Origin of the sequence: Alteromonas sp. KUL49 (assembly GCF_006538345.1) — a bacterium.
GTDB lineage: Bacteria > Pseudomonadota > Gammaproteobacteria > Enterobacterales > Alteromonadaceae > Alteromonas.
On record NZ_BJKL01000001.1, the window covers coordinates 712,938 to 736,997 of the forward strand.

Annotated in this window: 33 protein-coding genes and 1 pseudogene; 4 read left to right on the forward strand and 30 right to left on the reverse strand. The window is 43.7% G+C overall.

Going from position 1 to position 24,060, the window contains the following annotated elements; all coding sequences use genetic code 11:
• Positions 1-129 precede the first annotated feature (129 nt).
• Together ggt and EYS00_RS02990 are read right to left on the reverse strand one after the other, a co-directional pair.
• Positions 130-1,842 (reverse strand): gamma-glutamyltransferase, encoded by a 1,713-nt coding sequence (gene ggt, locus EYS00_RS02985; RefSeq protein ID WP_130635072.1) that lies wholly within the window; start codon positions 1,840-1,842, stop codon positions 130-132.
• A 59-nt stretch (positions 1,843-1,901) separates the two neighbouring features.
• Entirely contained in the window at positions 1,902-3,278 is a 1,377-nt protein-coding gene (locus tag EYS00_RS02990) for a Na+/H+ antiporter NhaC family protein (RefSeq protein ID WP_130635073.1), read from the reverse strand.
• 375 nt (positions 3,279-3,653) lie between these two features.
• On the opposite strand from EYS00_RS02990, the gene EYS00_RS02995 reads away from it, so the two are divergent.
• Positions 3,654-5,435: a glycoside hydrolase family 3 protein gene (locus EYS00_RS02995; protein WP_207301675.1), complete on the forward strand. Its 1,782-nt coding sequence runs from the start codon at positions 3,654-3,656 to the stop codon at positions 5,433-5,435.
• Here EYS00_RS02995 and EYS00_RS03000 read toward each other — a convergent pair.
• Together EYS00_RS03000 and murQ are read right to left on the reverse strand one after the other, a co-directional pair.
• Positions 5,432-6,628, reverse strand: a complete 1,197-nt coding sequence (locus EYS00_RS03000; protein WP_130635075.1) for an exo-beta-N-acetylmuramidase NamZ domain-containing protein — start codon at positions 6,626-6,628, stop codon at positions 5,432-5,434. The genes EYS00_RS02995 and EYS00_RS03000 overlap by 4 nt on opposite strands.
• On the reverse strand, positions 6,615-7,556 hold the full coding sequence (murQ, locus tag EYS00_RS03005) for an N-acetylmuramic acid 6-phosphate etherase (protein ID WP_130635130.1): 942 nt from the start codon (positions 7,554-7,556) through the stop codon (positions 6,615-6,617). Before murQ ends, EYS00_RS03000 begins: the two co-directional genes overlap by 14 nt.
• Before the next feature lie 144 nt (positions 7,557-7,700).
• On the opposite strand from murQ, the gene alr reads away from it, so the two are divergent.
• Positions 7,701-8,768, forward strand: a complete 1,068-nt coding sequence (gene alr, locus EYS00_RS03010) for an alanine racemase (RefSeq protein WP_130635076.1) — start codon at positions 7,701-7,703, stop codon at positions 8,766-8,768.
• 298 nt (positions 8,769-9,066) lie between these two features.
• Here the strand turns inward: alr and EYS00_RS03015 are convergent.
• The 18 genes and pseudogenes from EYS00_RS03015 to EYS00_RS03100 form a co-directional block, all read right to left on the reverse strand.
• Positions 9,067-9,734: pseudogene (locus EYS00_RS03015) on the reverse strand (YitT family protein).
• Positions 9,735-9,923: 189 nt separating this feature from the next.
• Positions 9,924-10,235, reverse strand: coding sequence for a hypothetical protein (locus EYS00_RS03020; RefSeq protein ID WP_130635077.1), 312 nt, complete (start codon positions 10,233-10,235; stop codon positions 9,924-9,926).
• 23 nt (positions 10,236-10,258) lie between these two features.
• On the reverse strand, positions 10,259-10,648 hold the full coding sequence (locus EYS00_RS03025) for a VOC family protein (RefSeq protein ID WP_130635078.1): 390 nt from the start codon (positions 10,646-10,648) through the stop codon (positions 10,259-10,261).
• A 115-nt stretch (positions 10,649-10,763) separates the two neighbouring features.
• A complete protein-coding gene (locus tag EYS00_RS03030; RefSeq protein ID WP_130635079.1) occupies positions 10,764-11,030 on the reverse strand; it encodes a Rho-binding antiterminator in 267 nt (88 codons plus the stop codon).
• Between the two features lie 25 nt (positions 11,031-11,055).
• On the reverse strand, positions 11,056-11,418 hold the full coding sequence (locus EYS00_RS03035) for a hypothetical protein (RefSeq protein ID WP_130635080.1): 363 nt from the start codon (positions 11,416-11,418) through the stop codon (positions 11,056-11,058).
• A 146-nt stretch (positions 11,419-11,564) separates the two neighbouring features.
• The gene (locus EYS00_RS03040) at positions 11,565-12,170 is read right to left on the reverse strand and encodes a LysE/ArgO family amino acid transporter (RefSeq protein ID WP_130635081.1); all 606 of its coding nucleotides are present in this window, start codon (positions 12,168-12,170) and stop codon (positions 11,565-11,567) included.
• Between the two features lie 215 nt (positions 12,171-12,385).
• On the reverse strand, positions 12,386-13,387 hold the full coding sequence (locus tag EYS00_RS03045) for a hypothetical protein (RefSeq protein ID WP_130635082.1): 1,002 nt from the start codon (positions 13,385-13,387) through the stop codon (positions 12,386-12,388).
• 286 nt (positions 13,388-13,673) lie between these two features.
• Positions 13,674-14,006, reverse strand: a complete 333-nt coding sequence (locus tag EYS00_RS03050) for a gamma-glutamylcyclotransferase (RefSeq protein WP_130635083.1) — start codon at positions 14,004-14,006, stop codon at positions 13,674-13,676.
• 32 nt (positions 14,007-14,038) lie between these two features.
• Complete coding sequence (locus EYS00_RS03055) at positions 14,039-14,350, reverse strand: hypothetical protein (protein WP_130635084.1); 312 nt, start codon at positions 14,348-14,350, stop codon at positions 14,039-14,041.
• Between the two features lie 17 nt (positions 14,351-14,367).
• Entirely contained in the window at positions 14,368-14,868 is a 501-nt protein-coding gene (locus tag EYS00_RS03060) for a DUF1993 domain-containing protein (protein WP_130635085.1), read from the reverse strand.
• Positions 14,865-15,179, reverse strand: a complete 315-nt coding sequence (locus EYS00_RS03065; protein ID WP_130635086.1) for a hypothetical protein — start codon at positions 15,177-15,179, stop codon at positions 14,865-14,867. The genes EYS00_RS03060 and EYS00_RS03065 overlap by 4 nt, the downstream gene beginning before the upstream one ends.
• Positions 15,176-15,619: a hypothetical protein gene (locus EYS00_RS03070; protein ID WP_130635087.1), complete on the reverse strand. Its 444-nt coding sequence runs from the start codon at positions 15,617-15,619 to the stop codon at positions 15,176-15,178. The genes EYS00_RS03065 and EYS00_RS03070 overlap by 4 nt, the downstream gene beginning before the upstream one ends.
• A gap of 27 nt (positions 15,620-15,646) precedes the next feature.
• The gene (locus EYS00_RS03075) at positions 15,647-16,030 is read right to left on the reverse strand and encodes a hypothetical protein (RefSeq protein ID WP_130635088.1); all 384 of its coding nucleotides are present in this window, start codon (positions 16,028-16,030) and stop codon (positions 15,647-15,649) included.
• Between the two features lie 130 nt (positions 16,031-16,160).
• Positions 16,161-16,562 (reverse strand): hypothetical protein, encoded by a 402-nt coding sequence (locus EYS00_RS03080; protein WP_130635089.1) that lies wholly within the window; start codon positions 16,560-16,562, stop codon positions 16,161-16,163.
• Positions 16,563-16,620: 58 nt separating this feature from the next.
• Positions 16,621-17,052, reverse strand: a complete 432-nt coding sequence (locus tag EYS00_RS03085; protein ID WP_130635090.1) for an energy transducer TonB — start codon at positions 17,050-17,052, stop codon at positions 16,621-16,623.
• A 205-nt stretch (positions 17,053-17,257) separates the two neighbouring features.
• Positions 17,258-17,737 carry a nuclear transport factor 2 family protein gene (locus EYS00_RS03090; protein WP_165399288.1) on the reverse strand — a complete coding sequence of 160 codons (480 nt, stop codon included), beginning with the start codon at positions 17,735-17,737 and terminating at the stop codon, positions 17,258-17,260.
• Positions 17,738-17,741: 4 nt separating this feature from the next.
• Positions 17,742-17,951 carry a hypothetical protein gene (locus tag EYS00_RS03095; protein WP_130635092.1) on the reverse strand — a complete coding sequence of 70 codons (210 nt, stop codon included), beginning with the start codon at positions 17,949-17,951 and terminating at the stop codon, positions 17,742-17,744.
• 125 nt (positions 17,952-18,076) lie between these two features.
• Positions 18,077-18,727, reverse strand: a complete 651-nt coding sequence (locus tag EYS00_RS03100) for a hypothetical protein (RefSeq protein WP_130635093.1) — start codon at positions 18,725-18,727, stop codon at positions 18,077-18,079.
• A 200-nt stretch (positions 18,728-18,927) separates the two neighbouring features.
• On the opposite strand from EYS00_RS03100, the gene EYS00_RS03105 reads away from it, so the two are divergent.
• The gene (locus tag EYS00_RS03105; protein ID WP_130635094.1) at positions 18,928-19,149 is read left to right on the forward strand and encodes a hypothetical protein; all 222 of its coding nucleotides are present in this window, start codon (positions 18,928-18,930) and stop codon (positions 19,147-19,149) included.
• Positions 19,142-19,432 (forward strand): type II toxin-antitoxin system RelE/ParE family toxin, encoded by a 291-nt coding sequence (locus EYS00_RS03110; protein ID WP_130635095.1) that lies wholly within the window; start codon positions 19,142-19,144, stop codon positions 19,430-19,432. Before EYS00_RS03105 ends, EYS00_RS03110 begins: the two co-directional genes overlap by 8 nt.
• 139 nt (positions 19,433-19,571) lie before the next feature.
• On the opposite strand, the gene EYS00_RS03115 is transcribed toward EYS00_RS03110, so the two are convergent.
• The 8 genes from EYS00_RS03115 to EYS00_RS20660 all read right to left on the reverse strand — a co-directional run.
• The gene (locus tag EYS00_RS03115; RefSeq protein ID WP_130635096.1) at positions 19,572-19,835 is read right to left on the reverse strand and encodes a Txe/YoeB family addiction module toxin; all 264 of its coding nucleotides are present in this window, start codon (positions 19,833-19,835) and stop codon (positions 19,572-19,574) included.
• Positions 19,828-20,082 (reverse strand): type II toxin-antitoxin system Phd/YefM family antitoxin, encoded by a 255-nt coding sequence (locus EYS00_RS03120; protein ID WP_130635097.1) that lies wholly within the window; start codon positions 20,080-20,082, stop codon positions 19,828-19,830. Before EYS00_RS03120 ends, EYS00_RS03115 begins: the two co-directional genes overlap by 8 nt.
• A gap of 188 nt (positions 20,083-20,270) precedes the next feature.
• Positions 20,271-20,735 (reverse strand): hypothetical protein, encoded by a 465-nt coding sequence (locus EYS00_RS03125; RefSeq protein WP_130635098.1) that lies wholly within the window; start codon positions 20,733-20,735, stop codon positions 20,271-20,273.
• Between the two features lie 29 nt (positions 20,736-20,764).
• Positions 20,765-21,166, reverse strand: a complete 402-nt coding sequence (locus EYS00_RS03130; RefSeq protein ID WP_130635099.1) for a hypothetical protein — start codon at positions 21,164-21,166, stop codon at positions 20,765-20,767.
• A gap of 111 nt (positions 21,167-21,277) precedes the next feature.
• Complete coding sequence (locus EYS00_RS03135) at positions 21,278-21,790, reverse strand: hypothetical protein (protein WP_130635100.1); 513 nt, start codon at positions 21,788-21,790, stop codon at positions 21,278-21,280.
• A 554-nt stretch (positions 21,791-22,344) separates the two neighbouring features.
• Entirely contained in the window at positions 22,345-22,743 is a 399-nt protein-coding gene (locus EYS00_RS03140) for a hypothetical protein (protein ID WP_130635101.1), read from the reverse strand.
• A gap of 579 nt (positions 22,744-23,322) precedes the next feature.
• Positions 23,323-23,754, reverse strand: coding sequence for a hypothetical protein (locus EYS00_RS03145; protein ID WP_130635102.1), 432 nt, complete (start codon positions 23,752-23,754; stop codon positions 23,323-23,325).
• 126 nt (positions 23,755-23,880) lie between these two features.
• Positions 23,881-24,060, reverse strand: a 180-nt coding sequence (locus EYS00_RS20660; RefSeq protein WP_130635103.1) for a hypothetical protein, incomplete at its 5' end; no start/stop codon positions are given.

Consider the following 24,060-nt stretch of genomic DNA (forward strand, 5'->3'; position numbering starts at 1 on the left):
CTTTGTTGTTATTAGAGCATGTTACTCACTCATACAAGTGAGTAACACTTTGTTAGCGACTGTTATATCAACAAAAATTTATCCATTGCGCAAATTTTTTACAATTGAGTCTGTGTTGGCAAATGACTATTACTCAGTTTCCACCGCGTCTAGCACGATACTTTTACCTCGGCCACTCGCTTCTGACGCGGCATCTAGCCCCTCGGGTGTACGTTTTATCAGGTGCACATCACCAAAGCGGCGGTTGTCTATCACGTACCCCATTCCCTCAAGGGTGCTTACTACGTTTTCGTCAAAACCGTCGTGCATGCGGATCGTATTTTCGGGCAAGAGTTGATGGTGAAAGCGGGGAGCATTCACCGCGGTGTTTGCATCAAATTCGAAAAGTAAGCCGTTAAGTAGAGACTGGGTGACAGATGAGATTATCGTGGTGCCCCCAGGCGAACCCGTCACTAACACAACACCTTTATCGTCAGTGACAAGGGTAGGTGTCATCGACGACAACATGCGTTTGTAGGGTTGGATGGCGTTTGCATCGCCACCGACAGCACCAAAGAAATTAGGTACGCCTGGCTTAGCACTGAAGTCATCCATTTCATCATTGAGTAAGAAGCCTGCACCGGTGACGACTACGCCCGCACCAAAGGTTAAATTGATGGTCGTTGTATTGGCGACCGCATTACCCCATTTGTCCATCACAGAAAAGTGGGTGGTATCTTCACTTTCTACCAGCCCAGGTTCGATATCAGGTGTTGATGAAGGGCTATCTTGCTGTATTTCACCCGCACGCATAGCAATGTAGTCATGGTTAACTAGCTGCGACACAGGTACGTCGACAAAGTCAGGATCGCCAAGGTACTCGGCGCGATCCGCAAATACCCGCTTGCCTATCTCAGACATAATATGCAGGTACTCTGCACTGTTGTGTTCAGGTAACTCATGAGATTCAGCATAAACGTCTAACATACCAATCCACTGCGCTACTGCCACACCTCCCGAACTAGGGGGCGGTGCTGTAACCAAGGTATAGTCATTCCAAGACAAAGTCAGTGGCGCGCGCCATACCGCGTTGTACGCTTTAAGATCTTCAAGGGTAATCAAGCCGCCATTGGCTTCCATAAAGGCAACAATTTTATTGGCTACAATGCCTTCATAGAATCCGGCAGGGCCTTGCTGTTGAATAGACTTTAACGTGTTGGCTAGCTCAGGTTGGAAAAAACGCTCTCCTGCCACAGCACTGCCAAAGTAGTCGCCAAAGTTACTTTCTAGGCCGCGTTCTTGCAGCCTACCCATGTACCACTGAATGTTATTGGCGAGCTTATCAGGAACAATAAACCCTTGTTCGGCGAGTTCTACTGCAGGAGCAACTAATCTTGACCACGGCAAAGTGCCATACTTTTTATGCGCCTCCCACATGCCGGCTACCGTACCGGGAATACCCGACGCTTTAGCGCCAAACAATGATTCGATAAACTTAACATTGCCCTCTTCATCAAGGTACATGTCGCGATGGGCGCTCGCGGGTGCCATTTCACGGTAATCCAGAAAGTCAGGGCTTCCATCCATCGAAATGGTCATGAAGCCACCACCACCAAGGTTTCCCGCTTCTGGAAGCGTAACGGCCAATACAAATTGAGCGGTAATGGCTGCGTCTACCGCGTTACCACCGTCCTTTAATACCTGCATAGCTGCGTCAGCACTGAAGGTGTCGGGCATAGCCACGGCCTGCTGTGCTGATGCTTTTGGTACCTCGGGGGTAGTTCCAGTGGTTGGCTCTTGAACCGAAGGGGAGCAAGCCGAGAGAAAAATCGATGTAAAGATAATGAGTATTACAGTTTTCATAAGCTCGCGTTCCTTTTCTTATTGTTAAATAGGTGCGTGTATAAGCATCAACACGCGTGTTATCCGATCATTATCAAACTTGCCACAAAGTAGGCGACAAGGGTCATAGCGCCTGCAATGAGTGCATAGGGAAGCTGTGTTTTTACATGGGTCAGTACGTCACAGCCCGCCGCTAAAGAAGACACAGCGGTGGTGTCAGAAATCGGTGAGCAATGATCGCCAAATACTCCGCCCCCTAAAATAGCGGCAATCACCAGTGAGGGGGGTAAACCTAGCGTTTGAATCAGTGGCACACCGATGGGGATCAAAATCGCGAAGGTGCCCCACGATGTCCCTGTAGTAAATGACATCACCGCCCCCGCTAAAAACAGCATGGGTACTATTAATACCAAAGGTAAGAATTCGCCCACGATCCCTGCAACAAAAGCACCGGTGCCTAATATCTTTAAGCTGTTACCCAAGGTCAGAGACAACAATACAATGGTGACGAGTGGAAGTAGTTCGCCCATGCCTTTAAAGCCCACGGTGACTGCTTCTTGATGGGTAAAGCGCTTGTGTACTAACAATAAACCGTAAGCCACTGCGGTGGCCAGTGCTGTGGCATAAAGTACAGATTTGCTGCCACTCCCTTGTGACAATACGCCATCGCCCGTCCACAACATAAAACCGACCATACTGATAACCATCGTCAGTAAGGGGAGCAACATGAATCGTGCTTTGGTAGCCTCTGCGGTTTCTTGTACTACTGTGGATTTGGTTAGCGATACTTCCTCTTCAACCATAGGGCCATGGACTTTGTCGGCAGAGATGGTGTACGCGACGATGAGTAAAGTAAAAATAGCGTAAAAGTTGAAGAATACGCTGCCCCACAGTATGGAGGCTGAAGACGCCGGCAATTCGTAGGCATCCAATAAACTTAAAATAAACGCACCCCAGCCATTAAGCAGAATAAGAATACATATAGGCGCGCTAGTGGAGTCGATGATATATGCTAAACGAGCTCTACTCATGCCAAAGCGGTCATACAAGCCCCGGGCAAAAATACCCGCGGTAAGCACACTCAAGTTAGATTCGATGAAAACCGCAATGCCAGTAAACATGGTTAACCCACCCACTTGTTTACGGTTTTTGGCAACACCTTTGTTGACGAGATAATTAACTGTTGCAGTAACACCGCCTGAATCTCTGATAAATGCCAGCAACGCACCAACCAGCACCGAGAATATCAATACACGAGTGTTACCAGGGCTAGAGGCCGTATCTACCACGCGCTCGATCGCGTTAATAGGTGCAAGTAAGCTGCTGACCGAAGCATCGTTGACCACTATAAGCAGCTCAGCACATAGCACGGCTAAAGCAAGGGCTAAGATGACTTCTTTCTTCCAAAAGACGACGACAATGGCCACCAATGGGGGGATGATCGACATCCAATCCATATTAATTCCCGTTAAATCATTGATTGGTTTTTTTACTGCGATTGCGTTGCCAACCTGCAATCAGGCTAACAACCTATGCCAGCAATGCCAGAGAGTATGAACAGACGGTTTCAAGGAAGAGGAACGCCGTGTTTTATTCTTGGTGTTATCTCGGCATAGACATCATTAAGCCTACCCAACTCAACACACTAATACCAGTAAAAATAACCCCGTAATCGATGAGGTCAACTGGCTAACCGATGCTTTTTATTGGCATTTACATCGTCACTCATTAGTATGATGACATTACAGATTTCAGAGCTTCCCTTCTTGCCTTCTTTTTTACGCTTCCTTCAATGGACTTTCACGCTTTTAACCATACTGATATGCGGAGGAATGGCTAGCTATACCTCAGCTAACGACACTAGGAGTGTAAAGCATATGGTGGGGCAAAAAATCATGCTCGACCTTCGCTATTTTTGCAGTGATGGCACCTCGTCAAGTGCCTGTCGTGAGGGAATGACAGTACTACCTGACGCAATAAAAACTATGTTGGTAAAGCATCACATTGGTGGCGTGATTTTGTTTTCAGAGAACATCGAATCTACTGCGCAGGTCTCAACACTCACCGCTGCGTTGCAAAACACCATGACAAGCGCTGAACTTCCCAGCATGTTCATCGCGGTAGATCAAGAAGGAGGACGAGTCGCCCGTTTCCCCGCGCATATGGTTACTCCGTTTTTGGGTAATATGGCCATTGGTGCGACCTTTGATAAAACGAATAGCCAGTTTTCAACGCAAGTCGGGGAGCATTTGGGCATTGCACTTCATCAGCTTGGCGTGAATGTTAACTTCGCACCCTCGGTAGACGTCAATAGTGAACCCCGTAACCCTGTTATTAACGTACGCAGTTTTTCGTCGTCGGCAAATACGGTGGCACAACTGGGAGCATCTTTTGTGTCGTCCATGCAGGCCCAGGGCGTATTAAGCGCACTCAAACACTTTCCCGGTCATGGTGATACTCAAGTAGACAGCCACACAGGGTTGCCTTTGGTTACTCATGATATAGAAACTACAATGTCCCAAGACGTGTTGCCGTTTGCGCATATCATTCAATCTGATACGCCGCCTGCAATGATCATGTCGGCACATATTCAATATCCCTCGCTAGACAGCAACAAAATGGTCACTACACAGGGTAAAGCCGTGTTTGCGCCGGCAACACTGTCTAAACCTATCCTAACGGGTCTTTTGCGAAACACCCTCAAATATCAAGGGCTAATTGTGACCGACGCCTTAGATATGGCTGGTATTGCCAATTACTTTTCGCAGCAAGAGGCCGTAGTCAAAGCCTTTGATGCTGGAGCAGACATAGCACTCATGCCCTATACCATCAGAACGCCCGAGGATATTGCTCAGTTTGATAGTTTTATGACTGCATTGGTTGATGCAGTATCTAGCAACATCGAAAGCGAAGCATTAAAAGCGTCTTACCAGCGTATTGTGGTCGCGAAGCAAAAACTAACACCGCTAAATCCTGCTCAGGTTGAAACAGTAACGGCCAATGACCAAGCACTTGTGGGACAAACGCTGATCACGCAGGGGCGTGAAATAGAAACGGCACTAGCGCAAGCATCTATTACTTCGTTGTACGGCGATCCTCATTTGGCGGCAGACGCTAAACAATGGCTGGTGTTTATGCCAGATTCGCTCAGGTGCAACGCGATGCAAACGGCTATGACTACCTTGGATCCAAGCGTGAATGTCACTTGTGTTTCCTACTCAACAAAAACACCACAACACTCACTCGTTAGTAATGTGTCGGCAGACGCTGTACTCATCGGTGATATCAGTCCAAGGCACACAGCCTACGAAATGGGTAACGAAAACTTAAAGGGCGAACCGCGCTCTAGCTTAATCGCCCAATACGCATGGTTGACCCAACAGGCGCAATTTTTCCATGACAAAAAAGTGCCAATAGTTTACGCATCGCTCAGAATGCCGTATCAGTATGCAGAGCTTGCTGCGCTGGCAGATGTGGGGCTAGCAACCTACAGTTATCGCGCCGATACTATGCCCGATGGCACAACTTACGGTGCGGCTTTTAATAGCTTGGCAGAAGTTTTACTCGGTAAGCATACGCCCCAAGGTAAGTTACCCGTTCCAACTCAACACTAGTTCTTTGTTGCAGGGTAGAGTAAATAGGGCGCCCGTGACCTCTTAAACTCCGCAAGCTCTTGTTGCCAAAGCTGTCTTATCTCGTCAGGTGTTTGGTTGTTTTGTATGGCTTCTCGTAAAGCAGATGAGCCTGCCAACAAATCAAAAAATCGAGGACGGTCAAAAAAGTTAACCCCCGCTTGCTCAAAGGCAGCGTGAGTTTCTATTAAGAGTTCAATGTTCAACCCGTCAAAACTAGCAGTTGAAAACACACTCGCTTCAAGAGTTTGACCGTTGAGTTTTGGATTGAGTGCGCCGCGATTAGGACTCACCTTGATTTTTCTATCACCCAATGACACCTGATGGTGACCCATGAGTTGAAAAGGTAAATCCGTGCCCCGTCCAATACTCACACTGGTACCTTCAAAAAAGCACAAGGTTGGATAAAGCTGTATTGACAGGCTGTTGGGTAAATTGGGGCTGGGGGCAACGGGCAAATCGTAAGGCATGGCTTTGTGGTAGTTAGCCACTGGAATGATGCTCAACGAGAGTGCGTCAGCGTTTTCTATCCAACCCTCTCCTTTGATCATCAATGCCAGTTCTCCCAACGTCATTCCGTGTAGCACGGGAATAGGGTGCATACCCACAAACGAGCTGAACTCACGTTGTAATACAGGGCCGTCCACAAAGCGTCCGTTTGGATTAGGGCGGTCGAGCACAACCACATGAATTTTGTGTTCACTGGCGGCTTCCAATACGTAGTGCAGGGTACTCAAGTAGGTATAAAAACGAACGCCCACATCTTGTAGGTCAAATACAATGGTATCTATCCCTTGTAGCATCTCGGTGGTTGGCTTTTTGGTGTTGCCATATAAGGAGTGAATAGGCGTGCCTGTTTTGGTATCTGTGTTATCCGATACACTGACACCCGCACCTTCTTTCCCGCGAAAACCATGCTCCGGCGACATCACACTGACAACGTGCACTTTGTTCTCTAATAACACGTCTAATAAGTGAATATTGCCCACCAAGCTACTTTGGTTAGCAACCAAAGCCACACGTTTGTTGTTAAGTTGGGGGAGGTAGCGGGCTATCTGTTGAGCCCCAACACTAACCTCGTTGGTTATTTGTGCTTGTGCATTTGAGGTTGCCGCAGAACTTATACAAAAGCTGATTAGCAGAAGCCAAACTTTGAATAAACTAAGGCGTTTCATCAATGGCACGCCTCAGGTAGCCTTCATTATCTTTAAGACTGGCGGCTGCATTAGCAGCGTTGCTTCCAGTGAGAATCATCAAAATAGCAACTTTAGCGCTGTACTTGGCGGCTTCCAGTGCGGTTTGTGCTTCTGATGAACTACAATCTGTGGCCTGCATTACAATGCGAAGGGCTCGGGCTTTGAGCTTTTCGTTAGTCGCGTTCACGTCAACCATAAGGTTTTCATAGGCTTTACCCATACGGATCATCACAGCGGTACTTAACATGTTTAGTACGAGCTTTTGTGCGGTGCCTGCTTTCATGCGCGTAGAGCCAGTTAATGCTTCAGGGCCAACAACCGGGCATATATTCAAATCGGCGCTTTCAAAAATTTTAGCGTTTGCACTACAGGCAATAGCTGCGGTAGTACAGCCGATATGATTAGCATAGTCTAAACCACCGCAAACGTATGGTGTGCGCCCACTGGCCGACAATCCTACTACTGTATCGCTTGGTGTTATGTCTAGGTTGGCAATATCTTGTTTACCTGCATCATAGTTATCTTCTGCACCCTCTACGGCATGCTGAATTGCACGTTCGCCGCCAGCAATGACGCCAACGACCAAACTGTCTGGCACACTAAAAGTAGGACGGCATTCCACTGCATCTAAAATGCCCAGTCGCCCGCTAGTGCCGGCACCTAAATAAATCAGTCTGCCGCCTGCTTTCATCCCTTTTACGATAGCTTCTATCAATTCAGCAATGATGGGTAATTGAGATTGTACCGCCGTAGCGACTTTATGATCCTCGGCATTAATCTTTTGCACAATGTCGAGTGACGATAAGGTATCAATGGTTAAGGTGTCAGGGTTTCTACCTTCGGTAGTAATGCGGTCTAAATCGTCCACCAGTTGGGTAGACACAGAACGGGGCGCTTGAGCGGTCATGAAAAGTGTAGCCAAGGTCAGTTGTACAGTGTTAATAACATCAAGACGATAGAGTAAATGGGCATTTTTGTACACAGACAATTTGAATTTAAAACACTCGTGATACACTGTTCCTTTACGTTCTCTGACAGGTAAACCCATTTCGTGAGTCGCCAAACCCAAGCCATCATTCATGCCGATGCTATTATCAACAACTTTTCTGTTTTATCGTCAATCGCGCCAGATTGCGACGCAATGGCAGTGATAAAAGCTGATGCATATGGTCACGGTGGGGTGAATGTTGCGCGATTATTAAGAGGGCGAGCGAAGCGATTTGCCGTTGCTATTATTGAAGAGGCCCTAGTGCTTCGTGATGCAGGGATTGTCGAGCCTATTGTCGTGCTTGAAGGAGCCCACCAACCCAGAGAATGCGCTTTAGCATTTCAGCACAACTGCATATTAGTCATGCATACTCAGCAACAACTTGAATGGGTAAGGCATTGTGAACCAGACCAGCGACCAGCTATTTGGTTAAAGGTAGACACAGGGATGCACAGGCTGGGTTTTGCTGTTGATGAAATAGAACACATTGTTCAAGCCTATCATGGCATTTTGTGTGAAGAGACCGTGTTAGCCACTCATTTAGCCTGTGCCGATGATGAGCAAAGTGATGCCACGCCTGAGCAGTTAGCGGCATTTAGTAAAGTTGCTGCCCAATTCAATTTTCCTGTGAGTATCGCTAACTCTCCAGCGACTATTTTGTGGCCCCAGAGCCGACGTGGTTGGAACCGTTTAGGCGTCGGTTTGTATGGCAGCCAGCCGGTAGCAGGCGATGTTAATATCAAGCCTGCAATGACCTTGCGCTCCAGTGTTATTGCCCTTCGAACTATTCCTGCGGGTGATTCAGTGGGGTATGGCCAAGCTTGGACTGCAACTAGAGACAGTAGAATCGCGACCGTGGGCATTGGCTATGCCGACGGTTATCCTCGTCATTGCCCTAATGGTACCCCCGTCATAATAAACGGTAGTAAAGCTGAGCTGGTGGGGCGTGTATCTATGGATATGATAACCATAGATGTGACCGATGTTCCGACAGTATCTATTGGTGACAGTGTGGAATTATGGGGTGAGAATTTGTCTATTGATGAAGTTGCCGCGCACGCTGGCACCATCAGTTACGAATTAATGACAAGAATATCAGCCCGAGTGCCACGTATTGTGCGGCATCGATGATTTTCGTCTATCAGTAGACCAAAATCGAATTGGTTTACGAGGAGAAAATGTAACTATAATGTGAACACCAACGAGCAGGGACAACAAGGACTACTTCTTTGAGGCCTTCGTTGGTTAAACATATAGAGAGGTTGTTATGCGTACAGCGTTTTCTCGTCCAAGGGTTAATCGCGGAGCCGTCAGTAAGCCGCCAAAGCCTGTTCATAAGCAGGAATCTTCCTAACCCTGTGTTTAAAAAAGTTAAATAAAAAAGAGCCCTACAAAGAGCTCTTTTTTTGATGTTTGTTAGAAGTGAGTACTAACTATTTGAAGGTTGAAGCTCACTGTGTAGTTCATCTTCTGAACTTGCTACTGGCTCTTTTTCTACCAGCGCAGTGAAGTAACGCTCTGGTCTGTGATTCAAAGAAATCACCATGTTCAAGCAGAACGCCGCTAAGATAGATATCACTACCAGTGGCCAAGCAATAAAGAGTAATCCACAAGACAAAATGACACTGTCTACTGCTAACTGAAATGAACCAGCACGTACGTTAAAACGGTTTTGTAGGTAAAAGGCGAGAATACCTAACCCACCCAAACTAGAGCTATGACGGAACATGATTAGCATACCTACCCCTATAAGAATACCGCCGAAAATGGCAGCGAAAATAGGGTTAACATGGCTAATATCCACAAAGGCGGGAATTTGCTCTGTTAATACAGACACTGTAGTCACCGAGATGAAGGTGTTCAGTGTGAAACGCTTACTAATTTGTGTCCACGCCAATGCGTAAAACGGCAAATTGATGATAAAAACAAAAGGCCGAAATCTAGCGGTAGGGCATACGTCCCCAAAAGTGCTAAACCTGCTGCGCCGCCCACCATTAAATCTTGTGACTGAAACAAGAATACACCAAATGCAACGAACAACCCTGCACTCACAAGGGCAAAGATATCTTCAACAACACTGTGTTTTGCGTTTTGCATAGTGTGATTACCAAAAAGAAAAGACAGATGAATTATACGTTTGCCGAGCCAAGCTGATAAGTTGAGGAAGTCACTAGAGATTGTGGGGTAAGGGCTAAAGGTACGTTATCCTTTACGAGTCTTGTATCACTGGTGAATAGTGTGTTGACTCAATGTAAACGCTGCACTGTTTTGATGCTTTTTGGTGGTTTATTCAACACCTGAATAAACGACAATATCGATTTTATTGAATTCGACTCTGCATTTCATACCGCCTAAATGTAGCGGGCTATATGCGTCAATTCGACTGCCATTAGCAGAAAAAACCGTATCCCACATCAAAAAGTCGGTACTATTGAGTTGTCGTTCCACGCTGTACTTTGGCACACCGGGAACAAAGTTGTCGCACAGATAAATGACTTCTTTTCTGGCTTCAATCCATGAAAATGTTATTACAATCAGCAAAGCGATAGCGCATATAGAGACAATATCGAAGAGAATAGAGCGCTTCATCGCCTGCATAAAATAAATACCTCAATACGTTGTTACGGCTTTGGTTGAATCAGGTCCCACTGATTCCCAGCACAGTCTTTAAAAATCACTACCATACCATAAGGCTCGTCTCTGGGGCTTTCTGTGAAAACAACACCAGCGGCCTCCATTCTATGATAATCGCTCCAAAAATCCGATGTTGTCATGATCATGAATACATTATCGCCGGCCTGATTACCCACAAGCTGCTTTTGAATGGCTGTGTTCGCTTCACTGAGCAATAGTCCACCGTCACCGCCGCTAGGTGTGACTACGACAAAGCGGGAACCATCGGGATTTGATATGTTTTGAGTCAACGTAAAGTTTAATACGTCTACAAAAAATGAAATGGCGTCGTCATAGTGAGAAACAAACAGCGTCGTTGTTGCAAGGGTATTGGTCATAGTGCCTCAGATCACGGGGAATGTTTTTTCGCAGCCGTTTTACCCTAAAAAATTACAAGATGCAAAAAGGCGAGCCTCTATAAGAGGTTATAGTCAACACACCTTGCTACAGATTCTACGCCCTAAAGTTTACTTTGTGAAAGTGCGGGTTTTCGGTAATAGCGGTCAGTGTGCTAATTCTGTTGGTAGCGATAGACTGCTTGCCTTTCGCCGATTGTATAATAAAGCAGTTTTGTTTTTGCTCATTTGTACCTGTAGCAAAGGCTTGACCTTTAAACTTCTCACCGCTGATTAATGTGACTAGTACGTCAAAACGGTAGTTGCAAGCAATGGTGAGGTAATTATGCAATTGCGATTGGATTTCCTTATCACTTTGACTCATTGTAATTCCTATTAATTCGGTGTTTTCACATCGTAACCACTAAGGTGTATAAGTAGGTAGCCGGAAGGCTAATCGCAATGGCGAGTAGCGGAGCCATACGTAGCTTCCTTGAAATAATATAAAATCGGTTTTTGTAGGCGTTAAATCTACAATCACGTATTAAGGTGAACTCACCCTGCTTCAAAGCGGAGGTTAAAAATATCAGTGCATCTCGCTCGCTTTTTCCGAACCTTAACGTCGTGTCTAAATATTCCCTCCAAAGGGGGGAATGGTAGGTTTTTACATAGTCACCGAAGTCTGCTGTTGCTACATGCTCTAAGTACAACACATAGGCAAAACGCAGGGCGCATAAGACACTGGTAATAGATAACAGCAACGAATAATCCACAATTGCCTCCAAGCAAATCCGTTACTATATCTTACGATTGGGTGCTAAAAAGCTGCACCTTAGATCAGTATTAATCGGTTGAGATTTAAACGAAATACCAATATGCACGACTAACCTAGGTATGGTCAATATGTGGTCGACAATTCTTATGGCATGATTAGCGCCGCGGCAATCACTAACATAACCACCCCCACTGCGCATTCGAGTATTTTCCACGCAATAGGTTTGGCAAACACGGGAGCTAGCAATTTTGCGCCAAAGCCTAGGGAAAAGAAAAATACAAATGAAGCTAGCACCGCACCTATCCCAAAATCTAACTGGTTTGGATGATACTGAGCAGACACTGAGCCAAGCAGTACCAAGGTATCTAAGTAGACATGAGGGTTTAACCAGGTGAAGGCCAAACACATGGTAATTGATTTCCACAACGGAACGCTTGTGTTGTCTTGAGCTTTGAGTGAATGATCGACAGTAAATGCAGAGCGAAAACTCAAAAACGCATAGGTCACAAGAAAAATGGCCCCACCATAACGCGCAATCACTTCAACTGTGGGGTAACGATTAACGACCGAACCAAACCCAGCAACGCCAGAGCTAATAAGAATAGCATCGGAAATTGCGCATACGCAGCACACCGCAAACACGTGTTGTCGTTTAAAACCTTGTTTTAAAACAAAGGCATTCTGTGAACCAATAGGAAGAATAAGCGAAAGGCTTAACGAAAAGCCTGCGAGAAAAACAGAAACATCCATGCTGTGTGCGTTACCTTGAACCAAAAGAAGAATTGAAGAGTAACAGATGATTACGTTGCTGGCATGTCCATCGTAAACGCACTAGAACTTCCTGCATCATTGACTTGATACCTGTTTATTCACCAGTGCTTATGGCTGTTAGCCAACCTGCGCAATCTATGCATCTAGCTTGCGCAGGTTAACTTACTCGATAGATACGGGTGACTAAACTAGCCTTACTGTGTTACTGGTAACTTATTGCGCAGGGTCGATGGGTACACATTGAGCAAACCTGTGCGAACCGGTGACCAAAATGCCGACAGCAGAATTAACGATAAGCCTGCAATAACGCCGCTAACCGCAAATGCACTAGATACAAAACCAAATTCGCTAAACACATTAGTGTATACATACAGTACATAGAATAAGGAAGAGACCATAAGCGCTCGACGATCTAAGGTAATCGATACCAGCGCTAAGCCGACGTACACCACCAGGACTATAGAGGCCGCTGAGAAGCTAGCATCCAGATTAAATACATCGAGTAGCGAAAAGATTGAATGCACAATCAGTGGCGCAGCTGCTAGGTGAAGCCAAAATGCAACATCCGAGCGCTTAGTGGTTCTTTGTTTATCTGAAATATCCCAGAAAACAGCAAGAGATAACACGACTACACCAAGGCCAAGGGCAATGTAGGCGGTGGTTACATCGTCTATTCTGTTATCGCCAATTAGCCCTGCAATGATAGTGTATGCAAAGCTTGCCACCACGCATGCAAGCGTAATGGGTACACCAAATCTACGCCAATGCACATAGGCCATCAGCGCACCAAACACACCTGCGCTCGCAGCAATAGTAATAGGTGAAGCCACATCATCCAGAACGGTGAATACCAGAGAAACACTGGATGCAATAAATAAAATCACTAACACGATAGAGGGTAAAGACATTTTCTTAACGCGAGAAAAGTACTCCGCTAGTCCCCAAGAAATGATCATGGTAATGAGTGGACTCAGTGTATCGCTCACCACACCCGCTAAAAATGCACTGCAGCTAACAAATAGCATACAAGCAATGACAACAAAAATGTCGTTAAAGCCCGTGATGAACTTAAACTGCTCCTCGTCCACCAGTTTGCCCTGTCGGCTATCTTCAATAAAGTGGCGAAAGCGAGTGACATCCGCTTGTTTAAACACCCCGTGTTTTACCGCCTGATTTAAGTCATCTTCGCTGTACATCGAGGCTCCTTAACTGTTTGTGTGAAAGCAGTGCAACCACTGCTCATATTTTGTACCTGTATTCAGCTTTGCACGCATAATTGTGTAAATCCACACAGAAAGTGCGTCAAATAGTAACAATTCGTTAAGCTACCGTTGTTTGGATAGTATTACGTCTCAGCGATGATTGGTCATTTGGCCATGTATCCATTGTTTTACCGGAACGACCCACTCATCAATCGGCCGATAAAATGCACCGTGTTCCTCTCCGGTAGAGATTGAGATTTCTTAATAAGAGCTTCCACACCTAGCGCCCCGCCTCTGACAGTTCGTAAATATATGCCTCTACAGATTCACCATTTTCCAGTATCACCTCGGTGATCACACGTTGATAGCCTTCTCCTTCAAAGTCATCTATAGCGGGCCAATGTGCATCTAGTTCGGAAGACGAAAATAGCATGCCAGGTACAAGGTCACCCTCGGGGTCAAGGATAATACCAGGGTAACCCATTGCCGCTCCCCATCCGCTATCAAACCTTTTACCTCTTACAACACCTTTGGTCCAACGCCCTGTGATGTGCGCCAATATATGTTCATTGGGCTCACCCGGAGCAAGTGTTCCGTATACAAATAGTTTCATTGTCACCCCATTATTAAGGCTGCTTATTGTGTTCAACCAACCATGTGAAAAAGCGAATAGATAGAATATAAAATGATACCACTCATAAAAATTGAAACGATACCTTTGCTTAGTGGGTGCTGAGTAACAGACACTTTCACTAATGCCCATAGCATTATCGAGTACATGACAATCTCGCTACTTAGCTTAAATACCACTAAATTTTGATAGAGCTCGAGTGACCAACTTGCACCTGACATGGTAGTGAAATACCAAGACCACATGAATTGATAGACAATTGCGACAGGTAAACATACCAGTAACAACAGCGCCCATGTGTTGATTGGGGTACCACGAAATTTCATATCAACACACTAGTTTTTTACTCAAAGGAAAATCCAGGCGGGTATTGATGTAGTCCATCAAAATCTCCTTTAGTTAAAGCAACGCCATTAGTACGGGCGATACTGTAAACCATACCAAGATGGAAGAAGAAATTAGGTAAAGCAAAGGTGAGTAAAAACTGATGCGCAGGCAAAGATACCTTCGCTGGTCCCGCCATATCCTCGAGTACTAGGTTTTCGCTGTTGCCTAAAAGCTCGATACTTCTCAGGTAATGCAAAGTCTTAGTGATTTGAGTCTTAATGCTTGTATAAGACTTTTCCTCTGACACAAATGAAATAACCTCCTTCCCCGCCAATGGGCAACAGCTTCGTAAAGTAAACCCAATGGCAATTTCCATTTGTGTAACTAACGGAAACATGTCGCCGGCAAGTCGGGCCTGTAAAACAGACGGATCTCCATCAAAGTGCCTTTCAATCTTATCGACGATCCGTTGGAGATTTTCTAAATACGTAATGAATGTGTTTAGGTAAGCCTTCATAGGTTTCCTTGGCGAATTTTATCATTTGCAACTTCCAACATAATCAGTACCTCGCAGGGTGAATATTGCTCGAGTAAAGACACTGAACGATAATTGACCCATTCTGAAATTGGGTCGAATTCATTTTTCTTTTTGAAAGTCAGTTCTTTTAGTTGTACCAAGCACTCTCCCTGCATTTTGGCGTTTTCAATAAGAGGCTCATCCAACGCATATTGTTCGTAGTTATCAGCTACGGCTTCATACCTGCTCGACGCAGAAAAAACGGGCAAAGAGATAAAGGCGAATACAAGACATACTAGGAGCTTTTTCAAGGTTTTTGCCTCAACAGTTTTATGGTTCCAGATAAATAAAAACCACCAAAAATGCAGCATATTATTGAGCTAACAATCCAGAACGTGATTGAATTTTGATGGACAACGGGATCATCCGTGATAAACGGACCAATTAGGCCTGCGATACCCCGAATAAGATATACAGCGGTAATAATAATCAAGCAGGTTTTGAGTAAAGGGAGCTTAAATATAACGCCTGCACCAGAGAGCGCATACAACCCCCAGCCACTGAGAATGGCGGCAATAACTAGCGTGACAATCGTAGGGTAGGAGTCCCCCTCTGATGCTAGCTGTGCCATTCGCTCACCAGCACCGAAAAAAAGGTACCAATCGGGGCCACCTAAAATACAACTTATATGGAGCAGCGCGGCTAAAAAGCTCAAACATGCTCCGATAAACAATTGATTATTCCTGACCATAAAACATCCTTTTCTTCTGAGCGCAGGTTACATGAGTTGAATGAGTTCTAACGATAAACCAATAACTGCCAATACCAACCCCACGCCGCCCACAGAATTACCTCGACCAATGGCTACACCAAGCCTCACCAGCAACCGACTGATACTGACAATAATTAGCGCAATGACAGTAACGGCACTGAAGAATAGGTTAGAGATAAAAAGCATCGAGTAGTCCCAAGCAGATAAGCCCAACACAGTGATAACCCAAAGCAAGATGAAACTACCTAACCATAGTGTGGGGTTTCTCATCACTTTAGGTTTAGTTTCTTCAAAGGTAGCTTTGAGAAATTCTGACGCTATTGGAAAATAGAGTTCTACAGCAACCAACAACAAGCCAATAAGCTCGATGATGATCCCAGTCCATTGCATGATATTACCGTAGTCGATATTACTTACTCCGCGTGAGGCTAAACATTAGTGCGCACATTACAATCGAGAATAGCACTGTACTCATATTAGAGCCTCAACCAGCACTGCGAGAAGACAATTGAGCATCTCGCTATTTTTCCGTTCTCGAATATACATTTAGTAATGGAAATTTACTCATCCCAAAGTTGATGACAATAGAGAGGGTTTCATTCGCTAAAACGCTCTGTGATAGTGCTTGCGGGTGGATCCTACTCCCATCAGCTACCAACGCCATAAGATGATTTTGATTCAGCGTACGACGGCCAGAAGCGGTATTGGTCACAGTAATAACGACCCATCTTTCTCCCTCTTCATTACTCATAGGTACAAAGTTTAGTACCGTAAAGTCACTGATTTCTGGTTGAATGTTAGATTCGTTTGGAAACGCTAATTCAAAACCAGCAGGTAACCTTGTTTCTATTGAGAGCGATTCGTTGTCAGCTAGAGCGTTAACAGAAACAAGAGATAAAAGTATAAACATCCATTTGAACATAAGCTTTTCCTTAGTTATCACTCATCGGGGGTGACTAAATGTTGAAGCCGCATTTTGTTTACACGGCACAATGCACTTTGGCTTGGTCGTAGTTTCTGGCGTCTTCAATATAAAAATCCAGTTGCACAGTTCGGGAGATTGGCGTTCTATTTTGATTGTACTCAGTTGGTTTCCAAGTCCAACTGTTTAATGCTGCATTGGAGGGCGCGATGAAAACATTACTCGGATAGCTTTCTAGTAATACTGCATTAATTGTGTTGCCCATGGTATCAATTGTAATTTGATAGCGGGAGCAGCCTGCAACTTTACCCCTTGCAGCAGAAAGGGGATATTCGGGGGCAACCAGTTTAGATGCAACCCAATATTTTTCAGCTTCCTCTCTGCTATGAGTTAGCTTTATTAAGCCAGTGCTGTCACTAGGTAGAGTCTCTACCGTTGAACAAGCCGATAAAAACATCAGCATAGTTGTATAAAAAAGGGGAGTTTTCATATTCTTCCTTGTAATTGCTAACGCTAATCTGCGTGGCTGCACTGACGTTTGTTAGTCACATTTGCAACTATCCACAACAGAAGCAATAACTGCCTTTGATTTTATAGATGAAAATGCCTCAAAACCACAGGGGCCTTTAGCGCAAGCTTCTCTTTTTTGATAGTTTGTACAACATCCATTTCATACATAAGTAGCTTTCACAAAGTTAAGGTGTACTCGCGCTGGGTTTGTTGCTAGCTGATACGCTGACTAATTTCCATCTGCCATTACGTTTAGACCAAACTTGTGTGCCGCCACCAGACACATTTATTGTATCTCCATTCACAAGTACCATTGATTGAGAAAACTCATTGACCAAAATCGCAGTATAGTCATCGATAACAGACACTTTTACATTTGTGAATTCCAGTGAAGTCACTTCACGTATTGAGTTGAAACCAAATTTGATAAGTGGAACTAACTCGTCCATCGAGTTCCAATTGGTTCCATCACTGTTTAATCCGACAAATTTATCCGCATCAAAGTGCTCAAAGTAACTCTCTGCATCCAAATTTTTCGATGCACTAACAAGGCTTTGAAATGATTCCAGTACTTCACTTTCCAATTCCGTTGATTTTGAAGCCGCAATGGCAAACCCCGATATCGATAGCAGAACAACAGAAAGTACTAACTTTAATTTAAGCAACAGTTCATTCCTTTACTTCGGCTATGTCGTCTTTTAACACAAGATAAGCTAAGAAAATAATCGCAAACAGTGGGACGAACGCAGTTAGAAAAGCAGCTATTGCGGTAAGTATGGGGGTTTTAGTTTTTCGTTTACCGAGGTAGTACCCCGCAAAGAGCATAAATATTGCAAAAAGAGCGATGATTTGGCCAATAAATGTTGCGTTTATATTCATGAATAAATCCTTTTATTTTAGTTACTACGATACTACATAACACTAAGCTAAGGTGCAAAAACACAGTGCGAGAATAGTGAAGACGCACTGTGTTTACCTCAGGTAGCTGCGATTTCAGCGCGTTGTTAGTTATTTTTCAGGGCTTGCGCAAGTTGCTCATTTAGGCTTTCAAGTGCGTGGTGAATGGCCATGAATGAGTCTTTACCAGCTTCATATGAATAGGCTGGAATATTAAGTCCAATACCACTTGAGAAGTCATAATAATAAATATCCTTACCCTGTAAACTCTCGTAAAGCTGTTCGTCTTCCTCGTCGAGTATTTCATATGTCCCTGTTGCTACTAACTCAAATGGAAGCGAAGGTGGTCTAGGTGTAACGTGATACTTTAGAGTAATCTCTGTCTTTGTATTCATTGTAACTAGAGGTGGTACAGGCGCCTCAAATTTGAGCAATTCGGGACGTACAACTAAATCAAAGTTCTCACTTGAAAGACTAGACTCGGACTGCACAACATTAGTGAACCTTTTTATTAGTGAGTCGTGAACGGCGTTTTTGAAATAGTCACCCAGATCATATTGAAATACTGTCATTAATTGCTGAATCTCATACTTCTCATCAGTTAATTCATTATCTAAATATACAAAGACACTCTCTGTTCTTTTAGAGACTGAAGATTCAGTATTTTGAATTTTAGGAATGACAACTGGTGACGTAACTGTGCAAGCAGAAGTTACCAGTATTAAAATTGATAAAAATATTATTCCTATGTTTTTCATTTTTTACTTCCTTTTATGTTTCAAAAATACACAGCCCTCAAACAAGGAGGCAGACGTGTGGGCTATAATGCGAAGCAGTTCAGGTATATGTGTCCCAGCGATTGCCGAAGGCAACTGCGTTTTAAGTGTTTTGTTAGGCGCAAATTGCTACATTTGATGCGTCTTGCTACAATTTGTTTAAAGTTTATAGGAGATATACTATGGCAACCGCAAGTATAAGGCTAGATCAAGAGTTAGTGGAAAAAGCTACTATTATGGGAAAGGCGTTAAACCGAACAACACCCAAACAGATTGAGCATTGGGCAAAGATCGGTGAAATGATGGAAGATAACCCTGATTTACCGTATGAGTTTGTAAAACAAGTAATTATCGCCAAGGCTGAAAAAGAAGCAGGAAAGTTGGAGCCGTATAGCTTTGACTAAGATTACCACTGTTTTACAAACACAAAATTTTAAAAAGGCTGTAAAGAAGCTGCACAAGAACCAAAAGTCTGATTTAGATAAAGCAGTAAAAGCACTGATAGAAGATCCTTTACTTGGAGAACAAAAGAAAGGTGATTTGGCATTTCTACGCGTATACAAATTCAAGATGACAAAACCACTGACATTATTAGGATATAGCTACGACAATGGAACCGTAGTTCTAGAGCTAATAGCGTTAGGATCACATGAAAACTTTTATCGTGATGTAAAAAAGATATTCTGAGCTTTTGCGCCTAACACTATGCTAATGGGCATATGTACAATGCGAAAATCGCGAAGCCGCATTGTGTTTTTGTCCCAGCAGCCCGCGCAGCGGGATGCGACTTAAGCGTTTTTGTTAGCTGCCATTACACGCTTGATGTTTAGTAGTGGTAACGGCATGAAATAATTGTTAACGCGTTATCATCAACTGCATAGACTAGGCGATTGGTTTCATCTATTCTCCGTGACCAGAAACCACTTAGATTTTCTTTCAGAGCTTCAGGTTTACCTATTCCCTCAAATGGTGAACGCTTCGTATCCACAATTAATTTGTTTATCCGTTTAAGAGTTTTCTTGTCTTGAGTTTGCCAATAAACATAATCACTCCACGCTGCATCCGTCCACGACAGTAAGCGTTCAGTCATCTGAGAGTTCTCGTGTTTTGAATTGACCTTGTTTGTATTGAGATATTGAGTGATTCAAATGCTCTGCATTGGCTGGTGAGCGTAATAGATGAACTGTCTCCATAAGGCTGTTGTAGTAGTCTAATGACATAACAACTGCATCTTCGGAATCACGTCTTGTAATTACGGTAGTGTCCGCATCATTAACAACGTTATCCAGAACACTCTTAAGACCATTTCTCGCTTCAGTAAAAGATACTACTCTCATAAATCACCTACATGTACAGTATATTGAACAAGTATAGTTGAATTTTGAGAGTTGTACAATAAGTTGTGCAATGACCGAATGGCAGCTAACACTAAGCTAAGGGGCAAATGCGCAATGCGATAATCGCGAAGCCGCATTGTGTTTTTGTCCCAGCAGCCCGCGCAGTGGGATGCGACTTGAGCGTCTTGTTAGGCACCGTGCTGCTTAAGCTTGATAAGAGCATCCCTGAATTCATTTCGCGTTTCCCTGGGTTCACAATAAATAGTTAGAAAAAAGAGCGTTTTCTTCAGTTTGATTTTAGTGAGTTGATTTTCTTTGAAATAGAAGTGTGCGCGCTCAAAGGTGACAACACAAGTATCCTGAGATAAATTTTCTAAGGCCCTGTGTATTTCATGATTACTCACTGGAGAAGTAATCATCATTTCTATTGGCCCACGTGGCCAATTTTTAACTGCGGTAATGAAATAACCCATTGGACTATTTGAAATATTTTTAGCGCTTATAGGGCTTAATTGTCCAAATGATAAATGAAAATCAGTTGTTCTGATGATGGATAGCTTTTTGGAGAGCCGAAATTTTTCCTTGTTTACTGCTGGAACAATGAAAAAGTAAACGAGGAAGATAATTGAAAAAGTAACGGCCAATTCAAGCATGATATGTTTCTAGGGTGCCTAACACTAAGCTAAGGGGCAAAAGCAAAGTGCGAAAATGGCGAAGCCGCACTGTGTTTTTGTCCCAGCAGCCCGCGCAGTGGGATGCGACTTGAGCGTTTTGTTAGGTGACATTTTTTTAAAACTTCCTCTATGAATTTATCTAATTCTTGGGGAAAAGACTTACCCACCTTTCCAAAGTACAAGCCTATTTCATTTTGCCCAACAACGTGACAGCCAAAGGCATTTTCTATAGTCAAAGTTTTCATGTCGTCTAGGCCTTCAAATGCCAGCAGAAACTTTGGATTTCCGTTTGGCCTAGCAAATTCCCAGTAGCCTGAAATCTCATAACCGTTGCTAGGTAGTTCTTGAACGAATTGCCACTTTTTTCTTTCTAAAGCTTTTCTTAAAAGCTCCAAATGTTTAATGCTCATGGTGGCACCTAACACTAAGCTAAGGGGCAAATGTACAATGCGATAATCGCGAAGCCGCATTGTATATTTGTCCCAGCAGCCCGCGCAGCGGGATGCGACTTAAGCGTTTTGTTAGCCACTTTTCCACCTTGATTTAATAGATGCAAGAACTGCTCTTGCTTTTATAACCGAAAATGGGAAAGGCAATTCACAAATACAAAAAACAAGAATAGAGTTTTGTGTATAAGTAGCATAAAAGTTGTCGGAGATATGTATGCGATTTGTAGTACAAGATGCGAATAATAACTTCCCGTTATTTTGATTAATTTTAAAACCATACTCTTTTAGAATAGGTATAACAGCTTGTAAAAATTGTTCGTGGTTCGTTCCCGATATAACGGTAGGTGAATACTGCTTTCTTACCAAGAAATAGCTAACCGCAAGACTTAAAATTAAAAGGAAGGAAAGAGAAAATTGTTTTCCCATGTATGGCTGTAAAACCTCTGTAATTATTAAGCTAATAAAAACAAAAGGCAGACCATTGAGAAACGCTTGAAAGAAAATATGAAGATGCTTCAAAAGCCATGGAGCTTCTAGAGTAAGTTTCTCATTCCCAATTGTTCGTACAACATCCATTCTATACATAAGTGGCTAACTTCCAAATAAGGGGCGCAGGCACGGGGCTATAATCGCGCAGCGGCCCCGTGTATGCGTCCCAGCCCGCGCCAGCGGGCGACTTAATTTGTTTGTTATAAATGATTTACGGTTAAAGCTGCAAGTGAAAAGAGTGCTGTTTTGAATTTGCTTTAGATGTTTTTAACAGCCAGCCATGGCGCGCGTTGAGCTTAAGCGACGTTCAAAAGAGATTTGCCGCCACAAGTCACTACTTAAGTAGCAACTGTAGAATTGAATACAACCTTTCACGTGCTTGGTCGTAGCCGTTCTTGAATTATCCGCGAAGAAAGGCCGAAAAGAGTGGTTTGTTTACGCAGTCGAATGGTTGAGTACAAACGCTGTTAATTGAAAAGAAAAACTAGAAGTTAATGACTGCTGAAAAAAGAGTTTAAGCCCAAATGTCGTCATGGTTTATAACACTAAGCTAAGGGGCAAATGTACAATGCGATAATCGCGAATCCGCATTGTGTATTTGTCCCAGCAGCCCGCGCAGCGGGTTGCGACTTGAGCGTTTTGTTATGTGCCTACTCCCAATAACCTCTTTGGCGCGATAACAGCTCCATCAGCTCATAGTAAACTTCTTCACCTTCTTCCCGCTCTTCGAGAATCGTATTTATATTATCAAGTCTAGTGTTCAATTTAGAGTTTTCATCTTGAAGCATATCAAGCTGCATAGTTATTTTTTCAATCTGTATATCTTGTTGTGAAATAATTCGGTCAGATTGAGTTTTGATCATTACTGTTGCTATCCCTACTACTAATGTTACAAGTGCCGCAAACCATTTTGCGTAAGAATCGATCCTCTTTGTCGAAAGTTCAAGCCTGCTTGTTGTGGCATTCATAAGTGCAGCTACAGCCTCAACTTGGTCTCTCGCATCTGGCTTAATCCCTGAAGCTTTTGATGTATATTCATTTTCATCCATATTACTTTCCTTATAACCTTTTGGCACATAACTTCCAAATAAGGGGCGCAGGCACGGGGCTATAATCGCGCAGCGGCCCCGTGTATGCGTCCCAGTGCGCGTCAGCGCACGACTTAATTTGTTTGTTATAAATGATTTACGGTAAAAGCTGCAAGTGAAAAGAGTGCTGTTTTGAATTTGCTTTTGATGTTTTTAACAACCGGCCATGGCGCGCACTGAGCTTAAGCGGCGTTCAAAAGAGATTTGCTGCCACAAGTTACCGCTGATGTAGCAACTGTAGAATTGAATACAACCTTTCACTTATTTGGTCGTAGCCGTTCTTGAACTATCTGCGAAGAAAGGCCGAAAAGAGAGAGTTGTTTACGCAGTCGAATGGTTGAGAGCAAATGCTGTTAATTGAAAAGAAAAACTAGAAGCTAATGACTATTGAAAAAAGCGTTTAAGCCCAAATTTCGCCATGGTTTATAACACTAAGCTAAGGGGCAAAAGCACAATGCGAAAATAGCGAAGCCGCATTGTGTTTTTGTCCCAGCAGCCCGCGCAGCGGGATGCGACTTGAGCGTTTTGTTAGGCACGTGTTTACATACAGGGTACTTGTTCATAGGTTATACCTTGTCCCAACTGCTTTTTAAAAGTGATATCTGCAATGCAGACTTCGTTTGGTATTTCTTGTATGACGCCTAAATTAGTGCCAATCCATTTTTCGTTTTCTTTGAAAAAGTAAAACTCCCACACTAACCCACTTTTTAGATGAGAATATTTAACGAAGCACGCAACGGTGTTAAAGAGAGGCGAGTCGTGATTTTGGCTACATTCGTGATCTGTGATTTCGCCGTACTGATCAATAGCGTCCACGAAATATGTGACTTTGTCAGTTTGATAGAAATCTGACAGCCCATCCTGAGGCGAATTCATCTGGAGTATTTTTGAAGTGATATCCGTAACGCTTTCTTGCGCGTAAACCAAGTTTGAAAAGATGCAAAAAAGAGTTATTCGTAAAATTTTTGCCATGGAGTGCCTAACACTAAGCTAAGGGGCAAATGTACAATGCGAAAATCGCGAAGCCGCATTGTATATTTGTCCCAGCAGCCCGCGCAGCGGGATGCGACTTGAGCGTTTTGTTATACGAATAGCCCATTAATTCATAGAAAGCAGTTGTCTGGGCTTAAGTTCTAGATTGCTCTCCAAACTTTCAACTTTATGAAGGAGTTCTGCATTGGTTTCATTTGCCTTATTAAGTTGAATTTGAAGCTGACTCATTTGAGCTTGAACAGTTTTATTAGTGCTGCTTTGCTGAACTAACATGAAAGCTTGAAG

What these genes read in the sequence shown, in the direction of transcription:
- ggt (WP_130635072.1), bottom strand. Translation starts at nt 1,842, where the DNA reads ATGAAAACTGTAATACTCATTATCTTTACATCGATTTTTCTCTCGGCT.
- EYS00_RS02990 (WP_130635073.1), bottom strand. Translation starts at nt 3,278, where the DNA reads ATGGATTGGATGTCGATCATCCCCCCATTGGTGGCCATTGTCGTCGTC.
- EYS00_RS02995 (WP_207301675.1), top strand. Translation starts at nt 3,654, where the DNA reads ATGGCTAGCTATACCTCAGCTAACGACACTAGGAGTGTAAAGCATATG.
- EYS00_RS03000 (WP_130635075.1), bottom strand. Translation starts at nt 6,628, where the DNA reads ATGAAACGCCTTAGTTTATTCAAAGTTTGGCTTCTGCTAATCAGCTTT.
- murQ (WP_130635130.1), bottom strand. Translation starts at nt 7,556, where the DNA reads ATGACCGCTCAAGCGCCCCGTTCTGTGTCTACCCAACTGGTGGACGAT.
- EYS00_RS03020 (WP_130635077.1), bottom strand. Translation starts at nt 10,235, where the DNA reads ATGCAGGCGATGAAGCGCTCTATTCTCTTCGATATTGTCTCTATATGC.
- EYS00_RS03025 (WP_130635078.1), bottom strand. Translation starts at nt 10,648, where the DNA reads ATGACCAATACCCTTGCAACAACGACGCTGTTTGTTTCTCACTATGAC.
- EYS00_RS03030 (WP_130635079.1), bottom strand. Translation starts at nt 11,030, where the DNA reads ATGAGTCAAAGTGATAAGGAAATCCAATCGCAATTGCATAATTACCTC.
- EYS00_RS03040 (WP_130635081.1), bottom strand. Translation starts at nt 12,170, where the DNA reads ATGGATGTTTCTGTTTTTCTCGCAGGCTTTTCGTTAAGCCTTTCGCTT.
- EYS00_RS03045 (WP_130635082.1), bottom strand. Translation starts at nt 13,387, where the DNA reads ATGTACAGCGAAGATGACTTAAATCAGGCGGTAAAACACGGGGTGTTT.
- EYS00_RS03050 (WP_130635083.1), bottom strand. Translation starts at nt 14,006, where the DNA reads ATGAAACTATTTGTATACGGAACACTTGCTCCGGGTGAGCCCAATGAA.
- EYS00_RS03055 (WP_130635084.1), bottom strand. Translation starts at nt 14,350, where the DNA reads ATGAAATTTCGTGGTACCCCAATCAACACATGGGCGCTGTTGTTACTG.
- EYS00_RS03060 (WP_130635085.1), bottom strand. Translation starts at nt 14,868, where the DNA reads ATGAAGGCTTACCTAAACACATTCATTACGTATTTAGAAAATCTCCAA.
- EYS00_RS03070 (WP_130635087.1), bottom strand. Translation starts at nt 15,619, where the DNA reads ATGGTCAGGAATAATCAATTGTTTATCGGAGCATGTTTGAGCTTTTTA.
- EYS00_RS03075 (WP_130635088.1), bottom strand. Translation starts at nt 16,030, where the DNA reads ATGCAATGGACTGGGATCATCATCGAGCTTATTGGCTTGTTGTTGGTT.
- EYS00_RS03080 (WP_130635089.1), bottom strand. Translation starts at nt 16,562, where the DNA reads ATGTTCAAATGGATGTTTATACTTTTATCTCTTGTTTCTGTTAACGCT.
- EYS00_RS03085 (WP_130635090.1), bottom strand. Translation starts at nt 17,052, where the DNA reads ATGAAAACTCCCCTTTTTTATACAACTATGCTGATGTTTTTATCGGCT.
- EYS00_RS03095 (WP_130635092.1), bottom strand. Translation starts at nt 17,951, where the DNA reads ATGAATATAAACGCAACATTTATTGGCCAAATCATCGCTCTTTTTGCA.
- EYS00_RS03100 (WP_130635093.1), bottom strand. Translation starts at nt 18,727, where the DNA reads ATGAAAAACATAGGAATAATATTTTTATCAATTTTAATACTGGTAACT.
- EYS00_RS03105 (WP_130635094.1), top strand. Translation starts at nt 18,928, where the DNA reads ATGGCAACCGCAAGTATAAGGCTAGATCAAGAGTTAGTGGAAAAAGCT.
- EYS00_RS03115 (WP_130635096.1), bottom strand. Translation starts at nt 19,835, where the DNA reads ATGACTGAACGCTTACTGTCGTGGACGGATGCAGCGTGGAGTGATTAT.
- EYS00_RS03120 (WP_130635097.1), bottom strand. Translation starts at nt 20,082, where the DNA reads ATGAGAGTAGTATCTTTTACTGAAGCGAGAAATGGTCTTAAGAGTGTT.
- EYS00_RS03125 (WP_130635098.1), bottom strand. Translation starts at nt 20,735, where the DNA reads ATGCTTGAATTGGCCGTTACTTTTTCAATTATCTTCCTCGTTTACTTT.
- EYS00_RS03130 (WP_130635099.1), bottom strand. Translation starts at nt 21,166, where the DNA reads ATGAGCATTAAACATTTGGAGCTTTTAAGAAAAGCTTTAGAAAGAAAA.
- EYS00_RS03135 (WP_130635100.1), bottom strand. Translation starts at nt 21,790, where the DNA reads ATGTATAGAATGGATGTTGTACGAACAATTGGGAATGAGAAACTTACT.
- EYS00_RS03140 (WP_130635101.1), bottom strand. Translation starts at nt 22,743, where the DNA reads ATGGATGAAAATGAATATACATCAAAAGCTTCAGGGATTAAGCCAGAT.
- EYS00_RS03145 (WP_130635102.1), bottom strand. Translation starts at nt 23,754, where the DNA reads ATGGCAAAAATTTTACGAATAACTCTTTTTTGCATCTTTTCAAACTTG.